The sequence below is a fragment of the Rathayibacter sp. PhB127 genome (assembly GCF_003751665.1).
GTDB lineage: Bacteria > Actinomycetota > Actinomycetes > Actinomycetales > Microbacteriaceae > Rathayibacter > Rathayibacter festucae.
In genome coordinates this window covers 426,687-450,697 of sequence record NZ_RKHW01000001.1, presented here as the reverse complement: position 1 = coordinate 450,697, position 24,011 = coordinate 426,687, and the positions used below count along the sequence as shown (strand labels likewise).

The following is a 24,011-nucleotide window of genomic DNA, read 5'->3' as shown; positions in this document are numbered from 1 at the left end:
CGTCCTGGATCGAACCGTAGCGAAAGGAGGACCGGCCGAGCCACGCACGGGACATTCCGTCCCGTCGGCGATCAGCGCATCTCAGCCGAGCCCGCTCCTTGCTCGCACCCCGCCCAGGAGGGCTAGTCTCCGTGTCGATGAACGACTCCGACGAGACCTCCCTCCGCTCGACCCGGATCCCCGCCGACCAGGTGCGGACCCGGATGCTCCGCGCCGCCCGCGAGGTCATCTCGGCCCACGGGCTCACGGTCGGCTTCGCCCACCTGCCGATGGAGGAGTACATCCGCCTGGCCGCCGTGCCGCGCAGCTCGGTCTACCGGATCTGGAGCACGCGGGAGGAGTTCGTCGCCGACCTGATCGGCGAGATCTTCGTCGCGGACCGCTTCGCGGACGGCGCGGATCCCGACGCCCAGCGGGCGATGACCGAGGTCTACGAGCGCTCCTCCGCCCACCTCGGCACCGCGGTGGGCCGCCGCCAGGTGGCCTGGGAGATGATCCGCATCGGCGCGAACTCCAGCGTGGAGACCCTCCGCGCCTCGGTGGACTGGTCCTCCTACAACGCGCTGCTGGCCTGCACCTTCTCGATGGAGGAGGGTCCCGCGCGCGAGGCGGTGCGCGCCACCGCCCGCCGACTCGAGACGATGCTCAGCCAGCGGCTGCGCGACTACTACCAGGACGTCCTGGACCAGTTCAGCGCCTCACTCCGGCCCGGCTTCACCACGCTCCAGCTCGCGCACCTCACCGCGATCGTCACGGACGGGCTGGTGCACCGCGGGCGGCTGCTCGACGACGAGCTCGACGCCGTCGTCACGGCGCCCGGCCTGGACGGCGAGCCGGTCGAGTGGAGCCTCACCGCCTGGACGATCCGCTCGATCGTCGACGGGATGCTCGAGCCGGTCGCCGAGGACGAGCCTCCCGCCGACCGCTAGAGCGCGGCGTCCTCCGCCGGTGCCGACCCGGTGGGCGCGGGCGCGGACGGCACGGGCTCGCAGAAGCCGTCGATCAGCATCAGCGTGCCCGCCACCACGAGCGAGGGCGAGTCCGGCCGGCCCGGATCGATCGGTCCGGTCACCAGCTCGGGCGCGGCGATCCGGGCGACGCAGAGTCCCTCGACGAACGACGAGATCGCGGAGGCGAGCACGGCGTACTCCTCCTCCCGGCCCGAGCGCAGGCGCAGACCCGCCTCGGCGAGGGTGTGCCGGTAGTACTTCGCCATGTTCTCGATGAAGTGCACCTGGCGGGAGTGCAGGGCCTCGTGGATCGCGACGCGGGCCGACTCGGAGTGCGAGTCGACCGCGCCGATCAGGGCGACGAAGTTGCGCCAGTGCTGCGAGGCGAACACGTTGTCGTAGTTGGCCTCGATGGCGACGGTGAGCGAGGCGACGAGGATCTCGCGCATCTGCTCGGGAGTCGGCTGCTCGGCGAGGCGGCGGTGCAGGTAGGCGTCCCCCGCGGTGAGCGAGGTGGGGTCGAGCCGGGCCGTGAGGATCCGCTCGGGGATCGCCGCGACCAGCTCGTCGTAGAACGCCTGACGGGTGGGCCAGATCCGGTAGACCGTGCTGCGCGGCACGCCGGCGGAGCGGATGACGTCCTCGAGCGGAAGGTGGGAGACGCCGACGCGCAGGCCCTCCGCGCGGACGACCGCGAGGGCGGCGTCGAGCAGCCGGGTCCGGACCTGCTCACGGCTGAGTCGCGCCGGTCGCGGCGGGACCTCAGGCGGGGTGTCGGTGCCCATCGTGCCTCCGGAGGCGGGTGAGCGGGGCGGCTTCGGCGTCCCCGGTGCACCCGAGCGTAGACGATCGCCGACAGTCGTCGCGCACAGGGGCGACTCGGGAGGTCACAGAGGCCGCCGGACGCGCGGGGACGGGCGCGGCTCGCGCTCGGCGTGCGAGCCGCGCGAGCCGCGCTGCCTGTCCCCCAGGCGGCCGCCCCTTCGGCCGATCTCGACCGTAGGCGCTCGATCAGGGCCGCGTCAAAACTCCGGACATCATGTCCCGCCGATCAGGGGCGGAAGGGGCGGCGGGGCTCGTCCGACGGCGGCAGGAGGTGCTGCCCCGCGCGCACGGCCCCGAGGCGCGGGATGCCGAGCTCGTCCGCCACCGCACCGGCGACCTCCGCCTCGGCGTGGCCGGCGAGCTCGACGTTGCGCATCAGCTTGGCGTGGTGGCACGGGCTGGCGTCGATGGCGACCACCATCGCGGAGAAGCGCAGCGCGTCGCCCAGCCGCGCCATCGGGTTCAGCTCCGCGAGCACCGACGGGACGTCCGGCATCGACAGGAGCGTGTAATAGCAGGTCGACACGACGTAGTCGTCGACGCCCGCCTCGGCCGACGGCGGCGCGACGATGATGTCGCCGAGCGACACCGAGCCCGTCCGCGAGCCCAGGACCGAGGCGATGGTCACCCGGATGTCGCCGGCGAGCGAGACCACGCGGACGCTCTCCGGCCACGGCGGCAGGGCCGCGAGCTGCGTGGAGCCGGTGCGCAGGGCGATCCCCGCCTGCGAGGACAGCGCATCGATCATGGGCATGCCCGTGCACTCCCCCGCGTTGCCCGCGTCCTGCGAGGCCGCCGCGCCGCAGGAGGCGAGCAGCGCCGAGAGGCCGAGGCGCGACTGCGGCTCGAGTCCGCCGACCACCGCGGGGCTGACCGTGCCGGTGGAGTCGATGATCTGGCCGAGGCGGAGGGCGAGGTCCGAGCCCGTGTTGGGCGTGCCGAAGGTGACGACCTCGCGCACCATCGACTCCACCGGCACGCCGTCGACGCTCTGGCTGAGGGCCTGGCGCGCGGCGAGGCCGCCCATCGAGTGGGCGACGACGACGGCCCGGTGGCCGGTCGCGGCGGTGAGGCAGGCGATCGAGGAGGCCAGGGCGTCGGCGATGCCGGGATCGGTCACCCAGCGGGCCGCGAGATCGCGGTAGTCGAAGGTGTAGACGACGGCGCCCTCGGTGTCCTGGAACGCGCCGATGAGCGAGCGCTGGGAGGTGGTGACCGGCTGGTCGACGCCGTTGGTGGCGATCAGGTCGACCAGGTGCGAGAAGGCGCCCGTGCGCGACTCGTCGTGCGTCGCGGTGCCGAGCCAGCCGTGCAGCACCAGGATCGGCACCAGCGAGGCCGCCGCCGTGGACTCGACCTCGTCGCCCGGGAGGACCGGGGCGAGCTCGGCGATGCCGCAGGTCGCCGGCGGAGGGGCGGCTGCGGCGGCCGCGGCGACCGCGGTGCCCGACGGTACGACGACGGCACCGACCACCACGAGAAGGGCGGCCAGCACGGCGATCAGGACTCTCATCCGCACGTTTCCTCACCGCCGCGACCCCTGCTGAGCGGGTTCAGGGGATCGACCGGACGAACGTCCGAGAAGTCAATCATCCCGGGGCCCCCGTTCGGGCTCGCTGTCGGGAATCGACGGACCCCCAGTCAGGGTGCCCTTACCGCGCGGCCTTATCGACCGCCTCCGACCCGACCCAGTTCCCGAACGATCCATCCCCCGCGCCGTGCGCCAGACGAGCACATCGTTTGACGGGAGTTTGGGGAAAGTGCAAGAGTTGCAAAACCCCCAAAGGAGGATCAAAGTGAATCCAGTTGATGATGCGATGCGACGCATCTTCGCGGGCCATGCAACGGCGGACGACGTCGAGGGCCAACGGTTGGACTTCAAACGCGAGACGCCCAGTGCGAAGGACACGCACCAAGACATCGCGGACGCCGCTGCTTGCTTCGCCAACGCCAGTGGAGGGACTGTCATCATCGGGGTCGCCGACCGCGTCGCCGGCCCCGCGGCATTCCTCGGGACGCAAGTCGACACGTCCGTACTTCGTCGACGCATCTTCGAGATCACGGATCCGGGTCTCGATGTGCAGGTCACCGACTTCAGCTTTGAGGGTATTCGACTGGTCCGCGTCGATGTCCAGGAAGGTTTGGACGTCTACACCGCCGGCCAGAAGAAGGCCCCGACGCGGCGCCACGAGGACAGATGTCTGCCGATGTCGACCGTCGACATCAGCCGACTCCACGATGAACGCCGAGGTACCGACTGGAGTGCCACCGAATCGGAGAGAAGTGTCAGCGATTCCGATCCCACGGCAGTCACCGCGCTTCGAGCGCTCATGAGGCGCGCGAGCAATCCGACGCTGCAAGCACTCGCGGACAGCGATCTGGACGAGGCGCTGCGTGCGCTCGGTTTGGCATCCCGTGACCGACAGCTCACGAAAGCCGGCGAGCTACTCCTCTGCCAGGAAAGAGACCAAGCACATGAAGTGCTCGTGTACCAATATCGGGACACCATGGGTGGTGAGACTAAATTCAGCCGCAGATGGAACCCGCCATTGCTTCCGGCGTTCTCCGAGTCGCTAGCCGTGGTCGAGGCCCGGATCGACTCCACACCGGTCAACTTGCCATCGGGGCAGCAGATTCAGATACAAGACTATCCCGTTGCTGCAATCCGGGAGGCGGTGTCGAACGCAATGATGCACGGAGACCACCGAGATCGGCGGCCAGTTCATGTCGAGCATTCGCCAGAATCGCTCGAGGTGAGGTCGCCTGGACGTCTAGTGGCGGGAGTATCACCCTCGAACATTCTCACGCACCCGCCGAAGCCGCGCTTCCCGGCGCTGGCAGAGGCCCTGCGCGCGTTGGGTTTAGCTGAGAAGTTCGGGCAGGGCGTTGACCGCATGTATCGAGAGGCAATCAGGAACGGCAGATCGACGCCGACCTTCGAGGAGACCGAAGGCGACGGTTCTGAAACTATTGTTCGATTCCTGGGTGGACCGCCGAACACGCGCATTGCGAAGTTCGTCTCGACCCTGCCCGAGAGTGCTCAAGACGACACGAATGCCCTGCTGGTTGTGTCCATCCTCACGAATCAGCGCTCGATCGATGCGCGGAAACTGGCGCCGATCGCGCAACGGGACGCCGCCGCTGCGCAAGCCATACTCCTTCGACTCGCGACTGATGAGATCGGGCTGATTGAACCTACTTCAAGAACGGCTTCGCGGGCATTCCCTGACTATCGGCTACGTGCAGGCGCCATCGCCGCTCTCGGCCCCGCCCTGTCATACCAAACGCGATCAAGAAGCGATCGGGACAAGAAAATTCTCGATCATGTCCGAGAATACGATTCGATCAACAACGCGACGATCCAACGTCTTTTCGACGTCGACGTCTACACGGCCCGCGATATCCTGCAGGAACTTGTCGGGAGAGAAGTTCTCGTTCGAACATCCGTACAGACCCGCGGTACCGCGGTGCGATACGGCCGCGGTCCTCATTTTCCTGCCGTCCGCCGTCGCTCCTCGCGGAATACGAAAACAGATGATGCCGGTTCGGACCAGCTGTTCTGACGCGTCGCGAGCGAACTGCGCACGAGATTCCAGCGATCTCCCGGGAGGGAACCCTCACCACGGGATGCCGCGGACGACGAAGGGCCCCGCCGGTCTCCCGGCGGGGCCCTTCGTCACTCAGACCGTGCTCAGCTGTAGTTGCCGGGCTCGTAGCCGTCGCTCGAGAACGAGTCGAAGTCGACGAACGAGAGGTCCGCGTCGCTGAACGCGGCGTCGTCGGCGAAGATGCGATTGGGGTACCGCTCGGCCTTCGCCTCCTCCGTCGCCTCGACCGACACGTTCCGGTAGCGGGGCAGACCCGTTCCGGCCGGGATCAGCTTTCCGATGATCACGTTCTCCTTGAGGCCCATCAGCGGGTCGCGCTTGCCCTCCATGGCCGCCTGCGTCAGGACGCGGGTGGTCTCCTGGAAGGACGCGGCCGACAGCCACGACTCGGTCGCGAGCGAGGCCTTGGTGATGCCCATGACCTCCTGGCGAGCGGACGCGGTCCGCTTGCCCTCGGTCAGAGCCGCACGGTTGACCTCGCTGTAGCGCGAGCGGTCGACGAGCTCACCCGGCAGCAGGTCGGTGTCGCCGTGGTCGACGACGGTGACCTTGCGGAGCATCTGCCGGACGATGACCTCGATGTGCTTGTCGTGGATCGGGACGCCCTGCGAGCGGTAGACGCCCTGGACGCCGCCGACGAGGTGCTTCTGGACCTCGCGGACGCCCAGCACGCGCAGGACCTCCTTGGGGTCGACCGTTCCCACGTGCAGCTGCTGACCGAGCACGACCGACTGGCCGTCCTCGACGAGGAGCTGCGAGCGCTTGAGCACCGGGTAGATGACCGCCTCGTCGCCGTTGTCCGGCTGGAGGATGACCCGGCGGGCCCGGTCGGTGTCCTCGATCGTGATGCGACCGGCGGCCTCCGCGATGGGCGACGCACCCTTGGGGGTGCGGGCCTCGAAGAGCTCCTGCACGCGGGGCAGACCCTGCGTGATGTCGTCGGCCGAGGCCGATCCACCGGTGTGGAAGGTGCGCATCGTGAGCTGCGTGCCGGGCTCGCCGATCGACTGGGCCGCGATGATGCCGACGGCCTCTCCGATGTCGACGAGCTTGCCGGTGGCGAGCGAGCGGCCGTAGCAGGCCGCGCAGACGCCGACGGCCGACTCGCAGGTCAGGACCGAGCGCACCTTGATGTGACGCACCTCGGCGCCGACCAGCTTCTCGATGAGGACGTCGCCGACGTCCTCGCCGGCCTCGGCCACGACCTCGCCGGCCTCGTTCGTCGCCGCGGTGGCGAGCGAGCGGGCGTAGACGGAGTTCTCGACGTTGGAGTCCTGGATCCAGGCGCCGGTGGCGTCCTGGAGCATGATCGGCAGGTCGAGGCCCTTGGTCGTGCCGCAGTCGTCCTCGCGGATGATGACGTCCTGCGAGACGTCGACGAGTCGACGCGTCAGGTAGCCCGAGTCCGCGGTGCGGAGCGCGGTGTCGGCCAGACCCTTGCGGGCACCGTGCGTGGCGATGAAGTACTCGGCGACCGACAGTCCCTCGCGGTACGAGGAGATGATCGGACGGGCGATGATCTCGCCCTTCGGGTTGTTCACCAGGCCGCGCATGCCGGCGATGTTGCGCACCTGCAGCCAGTTACCACGGGCACCGGAGGTGACCATGCGGTTGATCGTGTTGTCGATCGGGAAGTTCGCGCGCATCGCCTTGGCGACCTCGTCGGTCGCCTCGGTCCAGATCTTCACGAGCTCCTGGCGGCGCTCCGCCTGGGTGGTCAGACCCTTGTCGTACTCGGACTCGACCTTGGCCGCCTTCTTCTCGTAGCCCGCGATGATGACGGGCTTCGAGGGCGGGGTGAGGATGTCCGAGAGGGCGACGGTGACACCGGACCGGGTGGCCCAGTAGAAGCCGGCGTCCTTGATGCGGTCGAGCGAGGCGGCGACCTCCACCTTCGGGTAGCGCTCCGCGAGGTCGTTGACGATCCCGGAGATGGTCGTCTTGTCGGCGACCTGCTCGAAGTAGGGGTAGTCGACCGGCAGCGCCTCGTTGAAGAGGGCGCGGCCGAGCGTCGTGTCGAGGAGGACGGGCGCGGTGACCTTGCCCTTGTCGTCGATCTCGACACCCTCGGGGGTCTGACCCTGAGCGAAGTACACGTCCGACATGCGGATGCGGACCTTCGAGTTCAGGTGCAGCGAGCCCTGGTCCTTCGCGAGGATCGCCTCCGAGACGGAGGAGAACGCGCGTCCCTCACCGGCGCCACCCTCGCGGATGGTCGTCAGGTGGTGGAGGCCGATGATCATGTCCTGCGTGGGCAGGGTGACCGGGCGGCCGTCGGAGGGCTTGAGGATGTTGTTCGAGGCGAGCATCAGGATGCGCGCCTCGGCCTGGGCCTCGACCGACAGGGGCAGGTGGACGGCCATCTGGTCGCCGTCGAAGTCCGCGTTGAACGCGGCGCAGACGAGCGGGTGCAGCTGGATCGCCTTGCCCTCGACCAGCTGGGGCTCGAAGGCCTGGATGCCGAGTCGGTGCAGGGTGGGCGCGCGGTTGAGCAGGACGGGGCGCTCGCGGATGATCTCCTCGAGCACGTCCCAGACCTGCGGACGCGAGCGCTCGACCATGCGCTTGGCGGCCTTGATGTTCTGCGCGTGCGACAGGTCGATCAGGCGCTTGATCACGAACGGCTTGAACAGCTCGAGCGCCATCTGCTTGGGCAGACCGCACTGGTGCAGCTTGAGCTGCGGTCCGACGATGATGACCGAGCGGCCCGAGTAGTCGACGCGCTTGCCCAGCAGGTTCTGGCGGAAGCGACCCTGCTTTCCCTTGAGCATGTCGCTCAGGGACTTCAGGGCGCGGTTGCCGGTACCGGTGACGGGACGGCCGCGGCGGCCGTTGTCGAAGAGGGCGTCGACCGCCTCCTGGAGCATGCGCTTCTCGTTGTTCACGATGATCTCGGGGGCACCGAGGTCGAGCAGGCGGCGGAGGCGGTTGTTGCGGTTGATGACGCGGCGGTACAGGTCGTTCAGGTCGGAGGTGGCGAAGCGGCCACCGTCGAGCTGGACCATCGGGCGCAGCTCCGGCGGGATGACCGGGACCACGTCGAGGACCATCGCGGCCGGCGAGTTGCCGGTGGCGAGGAACGAGTTGACGACGCGCAGGCGCTTGATGGCGCGGATCTTCTTCTGACCCTTGCCCTCGGCGATCTGCAGGTGCAGCGTCTCGGCCTCGGCCTGGAGGTCGAACTGCTCGAGGCGCTTCTTGATCGCCTCGGCGCCCATGTAGGCCTCGAAGTAGACGCCGTAGCGGTCGACGAGCTCGTTGAAGACGGCGTCCTCGGGCTTGAGGTCGCCGACCTTCAGGGTGCGGAACTGCTCCCACACGCTCTCCAGTCGCGCGATGTCCTCGTCGAAGGACTTGCGGATCTGGCCCATCTCCTTCTCGGCGCCGTCCTTGGTGCGGCGCTTCTGGTCGCTCTTCGCGCCCTCCGCCTCCAGGGCGGCGAGGTCGGTCTCGAGGCGCGCCAGGCGGTCCGCGATGCGGGAGTCGCGCTGGTCCGAGAGGGTCTTGATCTCGAGCCGGAGCTCGTTCTCGAGGCCGGGCATGTCGGCGTGACGGCCGTCGTCGTCCACGTCGATGATCATGTACGCCGCGAAGTAGATGACCTTCTCGAGGTCCTTCGGCGCCATGTCCAGCAGGTATCCGAGGCGCGAGGGGACGCCCTTGAAGTACCAGATGTGGGTGACGGGGGCGGCGAGCTCGATGTGGCCCATCCGCTCGCGGCGGACCGAGGACTTGGTGACCTCGACGCCGCAGCGCTCGCAGACGATGCCCTTGAAGCGGACCCGCTTGTACTTGCCGCAGGAGCACTCCCAGTCGCGCGAGGGTCCGAAGATCTGCTCGCCGAACAGACCGTCCTTCTCGGGCTTGAGGGTGCGGTAGTTGATGGTCTCGGGCTTCTTCACTTCACCGTGCGACCAGCGACGGATGTCATCGGCCGTCGCGAGGCCGATGCGCAGCTCGTCAAAAGTTGTTACGTCGAGCAATGTTTTCTCCTTGTCGGAAAACAGGGTGTCTCGTCAGAGACGGGGAGTCGTCAGATGCTGGCGCGGGATCAGATGTCGTCGACGGAGGACGACTCGAACCGGGAGGAGATGTTGATGCCGAGCTCCTCCGCGGCGCGGTAGACCTCGTCATCCGTGTCGCGCAGGCTGACCGCGGTGCCGTCGGCCGAGAGGACCTCGACGTTCAGGCACAGGGACTGCATCTCCTTGATGAGGACCTTGAAGGACTCCGGGATGCCCGGCTCCTGGATGTTCTCACCCTTGACGATGGCCTCGTACACCTTCACGCGGCCGAGGATGTCGTCCGACTTGATGGTGAGGAGCTCCTGCAGCGCGTAGGCGGCACCGTAGGCCTCGAGGGCCCACACCTCCATCTCGCCGAAGCGCTGGCCGCCGAACTGCGCCTTACCACCGAGCGGCTGCTGGGTGATCATCGAGTACGGGCCCGTCGAGCGCGCGTGGATCTTGTCGTCGACGAGGTGGTGCAGCTTCAGGATGTACATGTAGCCGACCGAGACCGGGTCCGGGAAGGGCTCTCCCGAGCGGCCGTCGAACAGCTGCGTCTTGCCGGACGAGCCGATCAGGCGCTCGCCGTCGCGGGTCGGGGTGGTGGAGTCGAGGAGCCCTGCGAGCTCCTCCTCCGCCGCACCGTCGAACACCGGGGTGGCGACCTTGGTGCCGGGAGCGGCCTCGCGGGCGTGCTCGGGCAGGCGCTTGGCCCACTCGGGCTTGCCCTCGACCTTCCAGCCCTGCTTCGCGATCCAGCCGAGGTGGATCTCGAGGACCTGGCCGAAGTTCATCCGGCCGGGGACGCCGAGCGGGTTGAGCACGATGTCGACCGGGGTGCCGTCGGCGAGGAACGGCATGTCCTCGACCGGCAGGATCTTCGAGATGACGCCCTTGTTGCCGTGGCGGCCGGCGAGCTTGTCGCCCTCGGTGATCTTGCGCTTCTGGGCGATGTAGACGACCACGCGCTGGTTGACGCCCGAGCCGAGCTCGTCGTCGCCGTCCTGCGCGTCGAACACCTTGACGCCGATGATCGTGCCCTGCTCGCCGTGGGGCACCTTCAGCGACGTGTCGCGGACCTCGCGGCTCTTCTCGTTGAAGATCGCGCGGAGCAGGCGCTCCTCGGCCGAGAGCTCGGTCTCGCCCTTGGGCGTGACCTTGCCGACGAGGATGTCGCCGGGGCGGACCTCGGCGCCGATGCGGATGATGCCGCGCTCGTCCAGGTCGGCCAGGAGCTCCGGGCTGACGTTGGGGAGGTCGCGGGTGATCTCCTCCTTGCCGAGCTTGGTGTCGCGGGCGTCGACCTCGTACTCCTCGATGTGGATCGAGGAGAGGACGTCGTCCTTCACCAGGTTCTGGCTGAGGATGATCGCGTCCTCGAAGTTGTGACCCTCCCACGGCATGAACGCGACGAGCAGGTTCTTGCCGAGCGCGAGCTCGCCGTTCTCGGTCGCGGGACCGTCGGCGACGATCTCGCCGACCTCGATGCGCTCGCCGGCGGAGACGACCACGCGGTTGTTGTACGAGGTGCCCTGGTTCGAGCGGTCGAACTTGCGCAGGAAGTAGGTCTGCGTGCCGCCCTCGTCCAGCTGGACGGTGACGGAGTCGGCGGAGACCTCCTGGACCACGCCGGCCTTGTCGGCCGTGATGACGTCGCCGGCGTCGATGGCCGCGAAGCCCTCCATGCCGGTTCCGACGACGGGCGACTCGCTGCGCAGCAGCGGGACGGCCTGACGCTGCATGTTCGCGCCCATGAGCGCGCGGTTCGCGTCGTCGTGCTCGAGGAACGGGATCAGCGAGGTCGCGACCGACACCATCTGGCGCGGGGAGACGTCCATGTAGTGCACGCGCTCGGCGTCGACGAGCTCGACCTCTCCGCCCTTGGGGCGGACCAGGACCTTGCCCTCGGCGAAGCGCATGTCGGAGGTGAGGGGGGCGTTCGCCTGGGCGACCAGGTACTCGTCCTCCTCGGACGCGGTGAGGTAGTCGATCTGCGCGGTGACGACGCCGTCGACGACCTTGCGGTACGGGGTCTCGATGAAGCCGAACGAGTTGATGCGCGCGAAGGACGCGAGCGAGCCGATCAGGCCGATGTTCGGGCCTTCCGGGGTCTCGATCGGGCACATGCGGCCGTAGTGCGACGGGTGGACGTCGCGGACCTCGACGCCGGCGCGCTCACGGGAGAGACCGCCGGGGCCGAGCGCCGACAGGCGGCGCTTGTGGGTCAGACCCGCGAGCGGGTTGTTCTGGTCCATGAACTGCGACAGCTGCGAGGTGCCGAAGAACTCCTTGATCGCGGCCACCACGGGGCGGACGTTGATCAGGGTCTGCGGGGTGATCGCCTCGATGTCCTGCGTGGTCATGCGCTCGCGGACGACGCGCTCCATGCGGGACAGACCGGTGCGGACCTGGTTCTGGATGAGCTCGCCGACCGCGCGGATGCGGCGGTTGCCGAAGTGGTCGATGTCGTCCACGTCGAGGCGGAGGTCGACCGCGGCGCCGTCGCGCACACCGGGCAGGTTGGTGCGGCCGTCGTGCAGCGCGACCAGGTACTTGATGGTCGCGATGATGTCCTCGACCGTGAGCACGGAGTCGGAGAGCGCCTTGTCGATGCCGAGCTTGCGGTTGATCTTGTAGCGGCCGACCTTGGCGAGGTCGTAGCGCTTGCTGTTGAAGTAGAAGTTGTCCAGCAGCGCGCGGGCGGCCTCGGCGGCGACCTGCTCGCCCGGGCGGAGCTTGCGGTAGATGTCGCGGAGGGCGTCCTCCTTGGTGAGGATGTTGTCCTTCTCGAGGGTCAGCTCGATCGACTCGTAGCCGGCGAACTGCTCGAGGATCTCCTCGCTCGTCAGGCCCAGGGCCTTGAGGAAGACGGTGACCGACTGCTTGCGCTTGCGGTCGATGCGGACGCCGACCTGGTCGCGCTTGTCGATCTCGAACTCGAGCCAGGCACCGCGGCTGGGGATGACGCGGGCGGAGTAGATGTCCTTGTCGGACGTCTTCTCCTGCTGGCGCTCGAAGTACACGCCCGGGCTGCGGACGAGCTGGGACACGACGACACGCTCGGTGCCGTTGATGATGAACGTGCCCTTCTCGGTCATCAGGGGGAAGTCGCCCATGAAGACCGTCTGGGTCTTGATCTCACCCGTGAGGTGGTTCATGAACTCGGCCTCGACGTACAGCGGAGCGGCGTAGGTCTTGCCGCGCTCCTTGCACTCCTCGATCGTGTACTTCTCGGGCTCGAGGTACGGGTTCGTGAAGCTCAGCTGCATCGTCTCGCTGAGGTCCTCGATCGGGGAGATCTCCTCGAAGATCTCGTCGAGTCCGGAGTTGGCGGGGAGATCCTCCCGGCCGACGGCCTTCGCCTCGGCGACGCGGGTCTTCCACGCCTCCGAGCCGACGAGCCAGTCGAAGCTCTCGGTCTGCAGCGCGAGCAGATCCGGAACCGTCAGGGTGTCGCTGATCTTGGCGAACGAGAGACGCGAAGCTCCGCGTCCGTTCTTGGGTGAGGTGGTGGTTGCGTTGGGCGCAGCAGCCAAGGAAGGAACCTCCGTAGACCCTCGCGGGTCTCAATCTGTGGGATGTGTGGAGTGGGCTCCCGCCGGGCGGGCCGACACGTCCTGCCCCCCGTTCCGTGACCGCGGTGACGCGGCCGCAGCGACGAAGCGACCGGTTTGACGCGGCCTTCGGGGCGGGGGCTAGAGTGTGGCATCGGCATCCACCATCTGATGCCGGGTTCCGATGGCTGGTCGACCGCAATATGACGACTCGGCACTCGGGAGCGCAAAGTACAACTATAGATGCACTGCGCCACGCCGCGCAAGTGCAGGTGCTTGCGTCCGGCACGGGCCTCGGGTATACGGCCGGGTCGAGGGCCGCGCCCTCCCCGCCTCTCCCGCTCCGCCGCTCCGCCTCTCCCCTCCGCCTCCCCTCCTGCGCGGCACGGCAGACTGGTCGGATGGCCGAACGCACCGGTCGCCGACGCGGCGACGACTCCGAGCACCCCCGCGCCGTGCTCGCCAGCGGGTTCCTCGCGCAGATCGAGCCCGACCGGCACTCCGCCGACGCGGCGACCCTCGTCGTCGATGGCACGCCGCAGTCGCACGTCGACCTCGCCGACCCCACGCACCTCTCCTTCGAGTACGTGCGGCGGATCGGCCACGCGATCGACCTGCTCGCGCCCGAGGGCGAGGCCGTGACGGCGCTGCACCTGGGCGCCGGCGCGCTGACCCTCCCCCGCTACGTGGCGGCGACGCGGCCCGGCTCGCGGCAGCAGGTCGTCGAGATCGAGGCGGCGCTGGTCGACCTGGTGCGGGAGGCGCTCCCGCTGCCCCGCGGCGCGCAGATCCGGATCCGCCAGGGCGACGCCCGCGAGGTGCTCGGCAAGCTGCCGCCGGGGCTGCTCGGCACCGTCGACGTCGTGGTGGTCGACATCTTCTCCGGGGCCAGGACGCCCGCGCACGTCACGAGCGCCGAGTTCTACCGCGAGATCGCGCCGCTGCTCGCGCCCACCGGCGTCGTGGCGGTCAACGTGGCCGACGGCGGGGCGCTGGCCTTCGCCCGCGCCCAGGCCGCCACGCTCGCGGCGGTCTTCGCGCACACGGCGATCATGACCGACACCCAGATGCTGAAGGCCAAGCGCTTCGGCAACGTGGTGATGCTCGCCTCGCCCTCTCCGCTGCCGGTGGACGGGCTGCCGCGGCGGCTCGCCTCCGATCCCGCGCCCGCGAAGCTGGTGCAGGGGCGCGAGCTGGAGAACTTCCTCGGCGGCGCCTCGGTCGTCACCGACGACACCGCCACGCCCTCGCCGCTGCCGGCCCGCAGCATCTTCCAGGTCCGCCGGGGCTGAGGAGAGTCGCCGGGGCCGACCTCGACCCCGCGCGCCCGGGCCGGGCGCCCCGGCCCGGTTGCCCGTACAGTGGACGGGGGCCAGAGCCCCCTCCGTCCTCTCGCCGCCGCGTGCGCCGATCCGGATCCGCATCCACGAGGAAGAACCGCCCTGAGCATCATCATCCGCCACGACCCCGCGACGCTCCGCGAGGAGATCGACGTCGACGCCGCCCAGGACCGCCTGGAGGAGATCGGCGCGCTGCGCTCACTCGCCGCGCTCACCGAGAAGGCCGAGCTGCTGCGCCTGCTCGGCCGCCTCGACGAGGCCTGGGACATCGCCACCGAGGCCGTCCGCCGCACCCGCTTCTCCGGCGACCGCGCCGAGCTGCTCACCGCGCGCGTCCGCCGCGCACGCCTCATGCAGCTGCGCGACCGCTCGGACGAGGCGCTCTCCGAGCTGACGCTCTGCGTCGAGGAGGCGCGCACGCACGAGTGGCACGTCGAGCACTCCTTCGCACTCAAGCACCGCGGGCTCGCGCTCTTCGAGAGCGGCGAGTACAGCCAGGCGGCGCGAGACTTCGACGCGGCGACCGCGCTCGGCGAGCGGGTCGGCGTGGAGGAGGAGGAGCTCGAGGTCGCGCGCCTCGGCTTCGCCGCCGCCTCCGAGGTCCAGGACGAGTCGACCCGCGGCCCCCGGGCGGACGGCGCCGTGCGCGGCCGCCGCCGCGCCGAGGGCGACGAGGCCTGAGCCCCGGAGCCGATCCGACCGATGGCTGAGCTCGACCAGGTCGCCCGCTGGGCGGACGCGCTGCTGCGCGAGCACCTGGACGCCTCGTGGAGCTTCGCCTTCGATCACGCCCGCACCCGCGGCGGCGCCTGCCACTGGAAGGACCGGCGCATCACCGTCTCGCGGCACCTCGCCGCCCGGTGGAGCGACGAGGAGGTGCACCAGACCCTGCTGCACGAGGTCGCGCACGCGCTCGCCGGCCCGAAGGCCGGCCACGGTCCGGCCTGGCGGCGGGCGGCGACGGCACTGGGCTACACCGGCGACCGCACGCACAGCAATCCGACCGCGGACGAGCTCGCCCCGTGGGTCGGCAGCTGCCCGAGCGGGCACCTCTTCTACCGGCACCGCCGCCCGAGCCGGCCGCTGGCCTGCGGGAAGTGCGCCCGGCGCTTCGAGGCCGCGAACGCGATCGAGTGGCGGCGCCGCGAGGTGCCGGCACGACCGGCCGCGAGCGAGCGCTCGGCGTGAGCGAGGGCGCACCGCACCGCGTGGTCCGCGGCCGGGTGCCGAGCACCGGGCAGTGGCTGGTCGACGCGGGCGGGCTGCGCTGGTGGTTCGACTCCGGGAGTATCGCGCTCGACTTCGCCTGCACCGGGCCGCTCCGCGGGATCCCCGGCGAGCGCCTCGACTCCCACGAGGCCCTGGCGGCCTGGCTCGCGGAGCGCTTCGACGCCGTCGACGCCACCGCCCGCGACGCCCGGCTCGACGACGCGCTGATGCTGCGCGGCGCGGTCTCGCGGCTGGCGGTCGCCGCCGAGCGGAGTGCCGTGGGCGACCCGGCGGACGTCGACGTCGTCAACCTCTTCGCCGCGATGCCGGACGTGCCGCCGTCGCTCTCCGGCGGCTCGCGCCAGGCCGGCCGCTCGCACGCGGCGGCGCGGCAGGCGCTCTCGACCCTCGCCCGCGAGGCGGTCGACCTGCTCGGCGGCGGCACTCCGGGGCGGCTGCGCCGCTGCGACGCGGAGGACTGCCGCATCCTCTACCTCGACACCTCCCGGGCCGGCTCCAGGCGCTGGTGCTCGATGCAGCGCTGCGGCAATCGGGCGAAGGTCCGCGCGCACCGGCGCCGGAGCGCCGAGCGCGCGGACCGCGGCGAGGGCTAGTCGACGACCTTCACGTCCTTCCAGAACGCGAGGTAGCCCGAGAAGTCCTTGCCGACGCGGTCGAACGCGGTCGGGTAGGGCGTGGGGTAGGACCAGGCGCGGTCCTTCAGCATCCCGTCGTCGGACTTCACGTCGTAGTACTGGGCCTCGCCCTTCCACGGGCAGGTGTACTGGGTGCTGCTCGGCACCAGGTAGTCGTTGTTCACGCTCGTGGGCGGGAAGTACCAGTTGCCCTCGATGGAGATGAGATCGGAGTCGGGGGCGTCGGCGATGACGACGTCGTTGAGGACGGCTTTCATTCGGGCCAGCTTTCCTGTCGCGGAGACGATCGGCGGAGGCGGTCCTCCGCTCCCGGGGAACGCTACGCCGCTCCGGCCCCGCGGGTCGAGCGCGGCCGCACCCCTTGCGGAGACGCTCAGGCCCGGTCCGTCAGCGCGGGGAGCGAAGGACCGTCACCGCGTCGACGGTGTCCACGCGGGCGGCGGCGGAGATCTCGGCCCCGCGGCCCTGCGCCGTGAGCAGGCGTCCGGTGGCGGAGGCGGTCAGCAGGTGCACGCAGGCCCGGCGGAGTCCCTCGTAGGAGGCCGAGGCCACGGCCGCGTCGGGTGAGACGTGGTCGATGCCGAGCCCGATCAGGGCGTCGATCAGCGCGCCGGCGGCCAGCTGGTCCTCGACGGCGAAGCGCGGCTCGCCGCTCGGGTCGAGCTCGCCGACGGCGACGACGTTGACGCTGGTCCGGCCGCCGTTCTCGTGCTGGCGCTCGAGGATCCAGCGGGCCACGGCGGTGCGGTCGGCCAGGCCGGCGCGGACGACGTGGCCGTCGATCCCGTCGGAGTCGATGGCGACGTCCGCTCCTCCGGGGAGCGCGTCGACCAGGACGGTGATGTGCGCGGGAGCGAGGGCCCGGATGCCGCGGGCGCCCCATTCGAAGCGGATCTGGTACGACCCCTGGTCGAGGGCGGCGGCCGGGGCGGCGGCGGTGCGGTCGGAGTCGGGGAGCGCGGCGTTCACTCCTCCACGGTACCGACCGCTCCCGGTGCCTACACGCCCGCGGCCCGGCGCGCACCCGGTTCCCGCCCGGGAGAACCCGGAGGAGGATGGACCCCGTGAAGGTGATGCTCAAGCACGTGCTCGACACCGACCCCGACTCCGCCTGGCGCGCCCTGCAGAGTCCCGCCGTGTTCCGCGAGGTGATGTCCCCGTTCCTGACCGCCGCGTCCCTGGACGAGGGCGGCTTCCGCCCGACCTGGGGCCTCGGGCCGCACGACGTCGCGATGGACGCCCTCGGGATCGTGCCGATGGGCGCGCAGGAGATCGACCTCTCCTACCGCCGTGTCCCGTCGATGCCCGACGTCCGGATCCTCCGCGACAACGGCGCTCCGCTCTCCGGCGCGCTGCGGCTGATCACCGCGTGGGACCACCGGATGGCCGTTGCCCCGCTCCCCGACGGGCGGACGCTCTTCCGCGACCGGCTGGAGTTCAGCGCCGGGCTCGCCTCGCCGGCGCTCTGGCCGTCGATGTGGGCGTTCTGGCAGTGGCGCGGGATCCGCATCCGCGCCCTGGCGCCGACCTGGCGGCACGACGTCGGCGCCGATACCCGCCCCCGAGGGGAGGACGCACCGTGAGCCCCGACGGATCGGCCGAGGAGGCCGTCGAGCTGTCCCGCGCGGACCTGCTGCGCTTCCGCTGGCCCTCCGGCGAGGACGACGGCAGCGAGGACGAGGACGCCGTGTCGCCGCGGCGCCGGCTCGCCTCCGCCATCGAGGTCGCCGACTGGCGCCGCCACGTCCAGGCGATGTACGCCGAGGTCCGCCGCCTCTCGAACGTCGACCTGCTCGCCGCGCACGCGTCGTGGATCCGGGCGCGCAACGCGCTGTTCGACCGCCACCCCGCCACTCCCCTGCTGCCCGCCGACCGGGCGCACTTCCGCTCCCTGCCGATCGCGCCGTACGACGCGGCCTGGCGGTTCGAGCTCGAGGTCGCGCCGGCCGAGGAGGCGCGGCGGATGGACGTGGAGACCGGGACGGACGGCGTCGTGCCGTTCGAGCTCGTCGGAACCGTCGAGGTCCCCTCCGCAGGGACGCTGGACGTCTGGAAGCTCGGCTCCTACGGCGGCGGGCTCTTCGTGCCCGTCAAGGACGCGCTGGCCGGGACGCCGGGTGGCACCTACGGGGGCGGCCGCTACCTGCTCGACACCGTGAAGGGCGCCGATCTCGGCACCGGCGCGACGCCGTCGACGCTCGTGCTCGACTTCAACTTCGCCTACAACCCCTCCTGCGCGTACGACCCGGCCTGGGCCTGCCCGCTCGCGCAGGCCGGCAGCACCCTGCCGGTCGAGGTGCCGGTGGGCGAGCGCTACAAGGGCTGACGCGGCGGCGACATGCTGATCGAGCAGCCCTCGCAGAGGGCGTATCGAGATCCCGCCCGCCGATGCTGACCGTTCTCGGAGGCTCCGCCGATAACCTCCGGGCGGCGCGCCCCCGCGCCGGAAAGCAGGAATCAGCATGCCCCGACCCGTCCTCCTCGTCACCGGAACCTCGACCGGCATCGGCCGCGCGACAGCGATCGAGGCCGCCCGCTCGGGCTGGCAGGTGGTCGCGACGGTCCGCGACGTGGAGCACGCCGACGGACTCCGCGAGGCGATCGGCGGGGCCGGGGTGGAGCTCGACGTGCAGGAGCTCGACATCACCGACGCCGACTCCGTCACCGCCTGCCTCGAGCGGATCCAGGCCGTGCACGGCGGGCTCGACGTCCTGGTGAACAACGCCGGCGCGGGCCACATCGGCATCACCGAGCTCGAGGACCCGGCGGAGCTGCGCCGCGTCATGGAGGTCAACTTCTTCGGCACGGTCGCCGTGACCCGCGCCGCGCTGCCGCTGCTGCGCTCCTCGCGCGGTCGGATCGTGACGGTGTCGAGCGTCGGCGGCGCCGTCGGCCAGCCCTTCAACGAGGACTACTGCGCCGCGAAGTTCGCGATCGAGGGCTTCTTCGAGGCGCTCGCGCCCGTCGCAGCGGCCGTCGGCGTGCACGTCTCGCTGATCGAGCCGGGCGCCGTCCGCAGCAGCTTCGTCGAGAACGTCGGCATCGACTCCTCCGCCCTGATGGCTGAGGCCGGCCCCTACGCCGGCGCGCTCGGCGCCTACCTCGACCGCACGGCCTCCGCCTTCTCCTCCACCCACGCCCAGGAGCCGGCCGATGTGGCCGCGGTGATCCTGCAGACCCTGCGCGACCCGGAGCCGCCCTTCCGGGTGCAGACCTCGGACTGGGCGCGGGACTTCGTCGGTCTGAAGCTGGCCGACCTCGACGGCTCCCGCGTGCAGTCGACCATGCGGGGATGGATCGGCACCCACTAGGGTGGAAGGGTGCGAGCGCGACGACTGCGCTCCCCCGCGTCGTAGAACGCCCATTTTCCGTTGCGGATCCCTCTGGATCCCGACCATCTGGCGCACGTGCATGAGGCCCCCGGCCGCGCGCACCGCTTCGTACGGCGAACGGATGTGACCACCGTCACCTTCGCCCGAACAGCCGATCACCCGCGCCCGGCCACCCGCCTGCGCTGTCAGATCGGCATGATGCCCCGAAAGGCACCATCCATGTCGACCATCCCCACCTTCGCCGCTCTCGGCGTCCCCGCACCCCTCGTCGCCGCCCTGACCGCGAACGGCATCACCGAGCCGTTCCCGATCCAGGTGGACACTCTCCCCGACACCCTGAACGGCCGCGACGTGCTCGGCCGCGGCAAGACCGGCTCCGGCAAGACCCTCGCGTTCGCCATCCCGATGGTCGCCCGCCTCGGCGGCGCCCTCGCCGGCGGACGCCGCCGCCCGGGCCGCCCGCTCGGCCTGATCCTCGCGCCGACCCGCGAGCTCGCCACGCAGATCACCGCGGCCATGCAGCCCCTCGCCGACGCCTACGGCATCGTCACCACCACGATCTTCGGCGGCGTCTCACAGCAGCGCCAGGTCGGCGCGCTCAAGCAGGGCGTCGACATCGTCGTGGCCTGCCCCGGCCGCCTCGAGGACCTCATGAAGCAGGGCTTCGTCAACCTCGACGCCGTCGAGATCACCGTGCTCGACGAGGCCGACCACATGGCCGACCTGGGCTTCCTGCCCGTCGTCACGCGCATCCTCGACAAGACCCCCCGTGGCGGACAGCGCCTGCTGTTCTCGGCCACGCTCGACAACGGCGTGGACAAGCTCGTCAAGAAGTACCTGCAGAACGAGGTGCTGCACTCGGTCGACGAGGCCAACTCGCCGGTCGCGCTGATGACCCACCACGTCTTCGAGGTCGACGGCCTCGACGCCAAGAACGCCCTCGTGAAGACCCTGGCGTCCGGCACCGGCCGCCGCATCCTCTTCATGCGCACCAAGCACCACGCGAAGAAGCTCGCCAAGCAGCTCACCGGCCAGGGCATCCCCGCCGTCGACCTGCACGGCAACCTCTCGCAGGTCGCCCGCGACCGCAACCTCGCCGCCTTCGGCGCCGGCACCGTGAAGGTGCTCGTCGCCACCGACGTCGCCGCCCGCGGCGTGCACGTCGACGACGTCGAGCTGGTCATCCACGTCGACCCGCCGATGGAGCACAAGGCGTACCTGCACCGCTCGGGCCGCACCGCCCGCGCCGGCAGCGAGGGCGACGTCGTCACCGTCGTGCTGCCCAGCCAGCGCGGCGACGTGAAGACGCTCCTGCGCAAGGCCGCCATCCAGGTCACCCCGCAGCTCGTCACCGCCGACTCGGCCGCCGTGTCGAAGCTCGTCGGCGACGTCGCGGCGTACGTCACCCCGACCGCCGTCGTCGAGCCCGTCCGCGGCCAGTCGCAGGGCGGCCGCTCGCAGGGCGCCAACGCGCAGCGCAAGCGCGCCGCACGCACCGACGGCGGCACCGCCCCCCGCGGCGGACGCGGCGAGCGCTCGGCGGCTCCCGCCGGCGCCGGCTCCGACCGTCCCCGCCGCGGCACCGGCGGCAGCTCCGACGGCGCCGCTCGCGGCGGACAGCGCGGCGGCCGCGGCCGCTCCGCCGCCGCAGCGACCACCTCGGGCGGCTCGCGCTCGTATTACAGCACCGGCTCGGGCTCCAGCAGCTCCGCCCCGGCCGGCGCCGAGCGCCGCCCTGCGCGACGCGCGCAGGGCTGAGCCGATTTGCGCGCCGCGTGGCGGCGCGCCGCAGTCGGCTGGGTGGACGGTCGCGTTCTGCAGAGCGGGTTGCGAACGGCTCCGGCGATTCGCTTGGCACGCGAATCGCCGCTCCGCCTCGTGAGGGGCGGCCGGTCCGGGGGCGCGTCTGACGACGTGGGCGTGCCGCGACGACTGCACGAAGACAGATGAGGAAGGCCGGGAGTCCTCCCGCGACGGAGTCGCGGGTCGGGGTCCCGGCCTCGTCGTCTCTGGGAGAGGCTGCTTCTTCTGCGGCGGTGGCGAAGGAGGAACGGCAGTCGGCGCTGCTCCGACTGTCGTCAGGCCGGGGCTTCTCGTTCCCAGTCGAGAGCTTCAGCGAGTCGCTCGGCGTCGGGCAGGACGGCTCGTTCTGCCGCCGGCAGACTGTCGTACGAGTAGGTCGACACCGCCATCGGCGATTCGGCGCCTCCCAGCGAGTATCTGACAGTGTGCTCGTTACGGCTGCCGCAGATCAGGATCCGCACCGTCGGAGCATGTGCCGGCCTGCGGAGTCTGTCGTCGACGAGGGCGACGTAGAAGCCGAGCTTGCCCGCGTACTCGGGCTGGAATCTGCCGGTCTTGAGCTCGATGACCACGTACCGGAGCTGGTCCACATGGAAGAACAGCAGGTCGAGGAAGAAGTCGTCACCGTCGACATCGAAATGCACCTGGCGGCCGACGAATGCGAAGCCCGCGCCGAGCTCGCGGAGGGTGTCGACGATGCGATCCATGAGGGCCTGCTCGAGGTCTCGCTCTGCGGCGTCCTTGGACAGGTCGAGGAAGTCGAACACGTAGGGGTCTTTCGCGAGCTCCCGCGCGAGGTCCGAGTCGGACAGGGTGAGTCGGTCCGTGAAGTTGGTCGGTGCCGCGCCGATCCGATCGCGGGTGCGGTTCATGATCTGGTTGGCCAGCATGTTCCGTGACCAGGCCCGCTCCACCGCCGTCTCGGCGTACCAGTCGCGTGCATCACGTTCGTCGAGCCGGTCGAGGAGCACGGTGATGTGGCCCCAGGGCAATCGTGCAACAGGCTGTTGCACGATTCCCGGCTCAGGCCAGCTGGCGGCGAATGCGCGCATGTAGAGCAGGTTGCGACGAGAGAAGCCCTTCATCGCCGGGAACTCCGCTCGCAGATCGTTCGCGAGTCGTTCGACGACCCCGCTCCCCCACTGCTGAGTTTCCTGCTGACGCAGAATGGTCTGTCCGAGCGCAACTCCCGTCCCATCGGCGTGCCCGCGCGAGAGCACGGCCGGCTCAGGTCGAAGGCCTCTCAGACCCGAGAACTGCGGCCACCACTGAGCCCAGAGGCGGGAAGCCCCCTCGCCCCGACTCTCGGCGCGAGAGCGCGCTTCGAGCCGGAGGCGGAATTCGCGTGCCAGCGAATTCCGCTAGGCGGACGTCGGACGCTCTACAGAACCCGACCACCTGCGAGAGCCGACTGCGGCGCGCCGCCCCGCGGCGCGCAAGAAGGCACGCTGCGCGCTATCGAAGCTTCCCCACCGATGCGAGTGCGGCGCGCAGCAAGGCGCCGCGCCCGCCCTCCATCTCGGCGGAGACGGCGTCGGAGCAGGCCTCGTCCGGAGTCATCCAGGTCAGCTCGAGGGCGTCCTGGCGGGGGTCGCAGGTGCCGGTGACGGGGACGACGTAGGCGAGCGAGACGGCGTGCTGCCGGTCGTCGGTGAAGGGGCCCATGCCGGGCATGGGGAAGTACTCGGCGACGTGGAAGGGCAGGGGGCTTGCCGGCAGCAGCGGGAACGCCATCGGGCCGAGGTCCTTCTCGAGGTGGCGGAAGAGCGCGTCGCGGAGCGTCTCGCCGTACATCACCCGGCCGGAGACGATGGTGCGCGTGATCTGCCCCGAGGCGGTCGCCCGGAGCAGCACCCCGACCTCGGTCACCTGGCCGAGTCCGTCGACGCGGACGGGCACCGCCTCGACGTACAGCAGCGGGAGCCGACGGCGGATCTCGGCGAGTTCATCGTCGGACAGCCACCCGGAGTTGGGATCAGGGGTACGCACGCTCATAGGGCCATTCTTACCCGACGTTCATGTCAGTCCGGTTTCGGCTCGCATCCGGCGGGCTCGGCGATGATGGTCCGATGGCTATCGACGCGAACGCAGTGCTGTGGTCCTCCTCCGCGAAGGACCGGGCCGGGCGGCCCCTCCTGGTGCTCCTGCACGGCTACGGCTCGCACGAGGGCGACCTGTTCTCCCTCGGCGTCTACCTGCCGCTGGAGCCGGTGCTCGCGTCGCTCCGGGCTCCGCTGGCCCTCGACGGCGGCGCGAACGCCTGGTGGCCGCTGCGGGTGCCGCTGGACCCGGACCAGCCCCGGGCCGACCCGGTCGCGGTCGAGGCGGCGGCGCAGGGCGTCCTCGACTGGCTCGACGCGCTCGAGCACGACGGTCCCGTCGGGCTGCTCGGCTTCTCGCAGGGCGCGGCGCTGGCCGTGCAGCTGCTGCGGCGCGCCCCGGGCCGGTTCGCGTTCGCGGTGGCCCTCTCGGGCTTCGTGGTGCCGCTCACCGAGGGCGACGCGGCCGACGAGGTCCTCGCCGAGAAGCGGCCGCCGGTGTTCTGGGGGCGCGGCACGCTCGACGCCGTCATCCCGCCGGAGCTGGTCGCGGCCGCGGCGGAGTGGTTCCCGGCGCACACCGCGCTCGACGCGCGCGTGTACGAGGGGGTGGCCCACGGCGTGAGCCAGGCCGAGCTCGCCGACATCGGCACCTTCGTGCGGCTGGGCTTCGCCTGATCCCGGTGCC

At 70.6% G+C, this 24,011-nt stretch carries 19 protein-coding genes; 11 read left to right on the top strand and 8 right to left on the bottom strand.

All coding sequences use genetic code 11. The features are described from left to right. The first annotated feature begins 137 nt into the window (after nt 1-137). Nucleotides 138-929, top strand: a complete 792-nt coding sequence (locus EDF22_RS02170; RefSeq protein WP_148059085.1) for a hypothetical protein — start codon at nt 138-140, stop codon at nt 927-929. On the opposite strand, the gene EDF22_RS02165 is transcribed toward EDF22_RS02170, so the two are convergent. Both EDF22_RS02165 and EDF22_RS02160 read right to left on the bottom strand, forming a co-directional pair. Continuing rightward, nucleotides 926-1,735: a TetR/AcrR family transcriptional regulator gene (locus EDF22_RS02165; RefSeq protein WP_123702083.1), complete on the bottom strand. Its 810-nt coding sequence runs from the start codon at nt 1,733-1,735 to the stop codon at nt 926-928. The genes EDF22_RS02170 and EDF22_RS02165 overlap by 4 nt on opposite strands. Nucleotides 1,736-2,001: 266 nt before the next feature. After that, a complete protein-coding gene (locus EDF22_RS02160) occupies nt 2,002-3,288 on the bottom strand; it encodes a triacylglycerol lipase (protein WP_123702081.1) in 1,287 nt (428 codons plus the stop codon). A 283-nt stretch (nt 3,289-3,571) separates the two neighbouring features. On the opposite strand from EDF22_RS02160, the gene EDF22_RS02155 reads away from it, so the two are divergent. Then, nucleotides 3,572-5,338 (top strand): RNA-binding domain-containing protein, encoded by a 1,767-nt coding sequence (locus EDF22_RS02155; RefSeq protein ID WP_221180882.1) that lies wholly within the window; start codon nt 3,572-3,574, stop codon nt 5,336-5,338. 128 nt (nt 5,339-5,466) lie between these two features. Here the strand turns inward: EDF22_RS02155 and EDF22_RS02150 are convergent, their stop codons facing one another. Further along, entirely contained in the window at nt 5,467-9,366 is a 3,900-nt protein-coding gene (locus EDF22_RS02150) for a DNA-directed RNA polymerase subunit beta' (protein WP_123445025.1), read from the bottom strand. A gap of 68 nt (nt 9,367-9,434) precedes the next feature. Beyond that, nucleotides 9,435-12,926: a DNA-directed RNA polymerase subunit beta gene (gene rpoB, locus EDF22_RS02145; RefSeq protein ID WP_123702077.1), complete on the bottom strand. Its 3,492-nt coding sequence runs from the start codon at nt 12,924-12,926 to the stop codon at nt 9,435-9,437. A gap of 419 nt (nt 12,927-13,345) precedes the next feature. On the opposite strand from rpoB, the gene EDF22_RS02140 reads away from it, so the two are divergent. The 4 genes from EDF22_RS02140 to EDF22_RS02125 all read left to right on the top strand — a co-directional run bounded on the left by EDF22_RS02140 (nt 13,346) and on the right by EDF22_RS02125 (nt 16,107). Then, nucleotides 13,346-14,236: a spermidine synthase gene (locus tag EDF22_RS02140; RefSeq protein WP_123445023.1), complete on the top strand. Its 891-nt coding sequence runs from the start codon at nt 13,346-13,348 to the stop codon at nt 14,234-14,236. Nucleotides 14,237-14,305: 69 nt separating this feature from the next. Then, nucleotides 14,306-14,965, top strand: coding sequence for a hypothetical protein (locus EDF22_RS02135; protein ID WP_185038672.1), 660 nt, complete (start codon nt 14,306-14,308; stop codon nt 14,963-14,965). A 21-nt stretch (nt 14,966-14,986) separates the two neighbouring features. After that, nucleotides 14,987-15,472, top strand: a complete 486-nt coding sequence (locus EDF22_RS02130; protein WP_123702075.1) for a SprT-like domain-containing protein — start codon at nt 14,987-14,989, stop codon at nt 15,470-15,472. After that, on the top strand, nt 15,469-16,107 hold the full coding sequence (locus tag EDF22_RS02125) for a CGNR zinc finger domain-containing protein (protein ID WP_260302662.1): 639 nt from the start codon (nt 15,469-15,471) through the stop codon (nt 16,105-16,107). Before EDF22_RS02130 ends, EDF22_RS02125 begins: the two co-directional genes overlap by 4 nt. Here EDF22_RS02125 and EDF22_RS02120 read toward each other — a convergent pair. Beyond that, nucleotides 16,104-16,406, bottom strand: coding sequence for a DUF427 domain-containing protein (locus EDF22_RS02120; protein ID WP_123445021.1), 303 nt, complete (start codon nt 16,404-16,406; stop codon nt 16,104-16,106). The two genes, EDF22_RS02125 and EDF22_RS02120, sit on opposite strands and share 4 nt — an antisense overlap. Before the next feature lie 130 nt (nt 16,407-16,536). Continuing rightward, complete coding sequence (locus EDF22_RS02115) at nt 16,537-17,118, bottom strand: 2-phosphosulfolactate phosphatase (protein WP_123702073.1); 582 nt, start codon at nt 17,116-17,118, stop codon at nt 16,537-16,539. A gap of 86 nt (nt 17,119-17,204) precedes the next feature. On the opposite strand from EDF22_RS02115, the gene EDF22_RS02110 reads away from it, so the two are divergent. The 4 genes from EDF22_RS02110 (at nt 17,205) to EDF22_RS02095 (ending at nt 21,239) form a co-directional block, all read left to right on the top strand. Then, on the top strand, nt 17,205-17,732 hold the full coding sequence (locus EDF22_RS02110) for a hypothetical protein (RefSeq protein ID WP_243586244.1): 528 nt from the start codon (nt 17,205-17,207) through the stop codon (nt 17,730-17,732). 170 nt (nt 17,733-17,902) lie between these two features. Next, nucleotides 17,903-18,475 carry a DUF1684 domain-containing protein gene (locus EDF22_RS02105; protein ID WP_123704621.1) on the top strand — a complete coding sequence of 191 codons (573 nt, stop codon included), beginning with the start codon at nt 17,903-17,905 and terminating at the stop codon, nt 18,473-18,475. 136 nt (nt 18,476-18,611) lie between these two features. Continuing rightward, entirely contained in the window at nt 18,612-19,460 is an 849-nt protein-coding gene (locus tag EDF22_RS02100; RefSeq protein ID WP_123702071.1) for an SDR family oxidoreductase, read from the top strand. Nucleotides 19,461-19,700: 240 nt separating this feature from the next. After that, a complete protein-coding gene (locus EDF22_RS02095) occupies nt 19,701-21,239 on the top strand; it encodes a DEAD/DEAH box helicase (RefSeq protein ID WP_123702068.1) in 1,539 nt (512 codons plus the stop codon). A 320-nt stretch (nt 21,240-21,559) separates the two neighbouring features. Here EDF22_RS02095 and EDF22_RS02090 read toward each other — a convergent pair whose 3' ends face one another. After that, nucleotides 21,560-22,504, bottom strand: coding sequence for a YhcG family protein (locus tag EDF22_RS02090; RefSeq protein WP_260302624.1), 945 nt, complete (start codon nt 22,502-22,504; stop codon nt 21,560-21,562). A gap of 235 nt (nt 22,505-22,739) precedes the next feature. Beyond that, on the bottom strand, nt 22,740-23,279 hold the full coding sequence (locus EDF22_RS02085; protein WP_123445016.1) for an NUDIX hydrolase family protein: 540 nt from the start codon (nt 23,277-23,279) through the stop codon (nt 22,740-22,742). 74 nt (nt 23,280-23,353) lie between these two features. On the opposite strand from EDF22_RS02085, the gene EDF22_RS02080 reads away from it, so the two are divergent. Continuing rightward, complete coding sequence (locus EDF22_RS02080) at nt 23,354-24,001, top strand: alpha/beta hydrolase (RefSeq protein ID WP_123702064.1); 648 nt, start codon at nt 23,354-23,356, stop codon at nt 23,999-24,001. Nucleotides 24,002-24,011: the final 10 nt, after the last annotated feature.

Bases quoted from the DNA above. Each gene is read 5' to 3' on its own strand.
- EDF22_RS02170 (WP_148059085.1), top strand. From the start codon at position 138: ATGAACGACTCCGACGAGACCTCCCTCCGCTCGACCCGGATCCCCGCC.
- EDF22_RS02165 (WP_123702083.1), bottom strand. From the start codon at position 1,735: ATGGGCACCGACACCCCGCCTGAGGTCCCGCCGCGACCGGCGCGACTC.
- EDF22_RS02160 (WP_123702081.1), bottom strand. From the start codon at position 3,288: ATGAGAGTCCTGATCGCCGTGCTGGCCGCCCTTCTCGTGGTGGTCGGT.
- EDF22_RS02140 (WP_123445023.1), top strand. From the start codon at position 13,346: ATGGCCGAACGCACCGGTCGCCGACGCGGCGACGACTCCGAGCACCCC.
- EDF22_RS02130 (WP_123702075.1), top strand. From the start codon at position 14,987: ATGGCTGAGCTCGACCAGGTCGCCCGCTGGGCGGACGCGCTGCTGCGC.
- EDF22_RS02120 (WP_123445021.1), bottom strand. From the start codon at position 16,406: ATGAAAGCCGTCCTCAACGACGTCGTCATCGCCGACGCCCCCGACTCC.
- EDF22_RS02110 (WP_243586244.1), top strand. From the start codon at position 17,205: ATGGACCCCGTGAAGGTGATGCTCAAGCACGTGCTCGACACCGACCCC.
- EDF22_RS02105 (WP_123704621.1), top strand. From the start codon at position 17,903: ATGTACGCCGAGGTCCGCCGCCTCTCGAACGTCGACCTGCTCGCCGCG.
- EDF22_RS02100 (WP_123702071.1), top strand. From the start codon at position 18,612: ATGCCCCGACCCGTCCTCCTCGTCACCGGAACCTCGACCGGCATCGGC.
- EDF22_RS02095 (WP_123702068.1), top strand. From the start codon at position 19,701: ATGTCGACCATCCCCACCTTCGCCGCTCTCGGCGTCCCCGCACCCCTC.
- EDF22_RS02085 (WP_123445016.1), bottom strand. From the start codon at position 23,279: ATGAGCGTGCGTACCCCTGATCCCAACTCCGGGTGGCTGTCCGACGAT.
- EDF22_RS02080 (WP_123702064.1), top strand. From the start codon at position 23,354: ATGGCTATCGACGCGAACGCAGTGCTGTGGTCCTCCTCCGCGAAGGAC.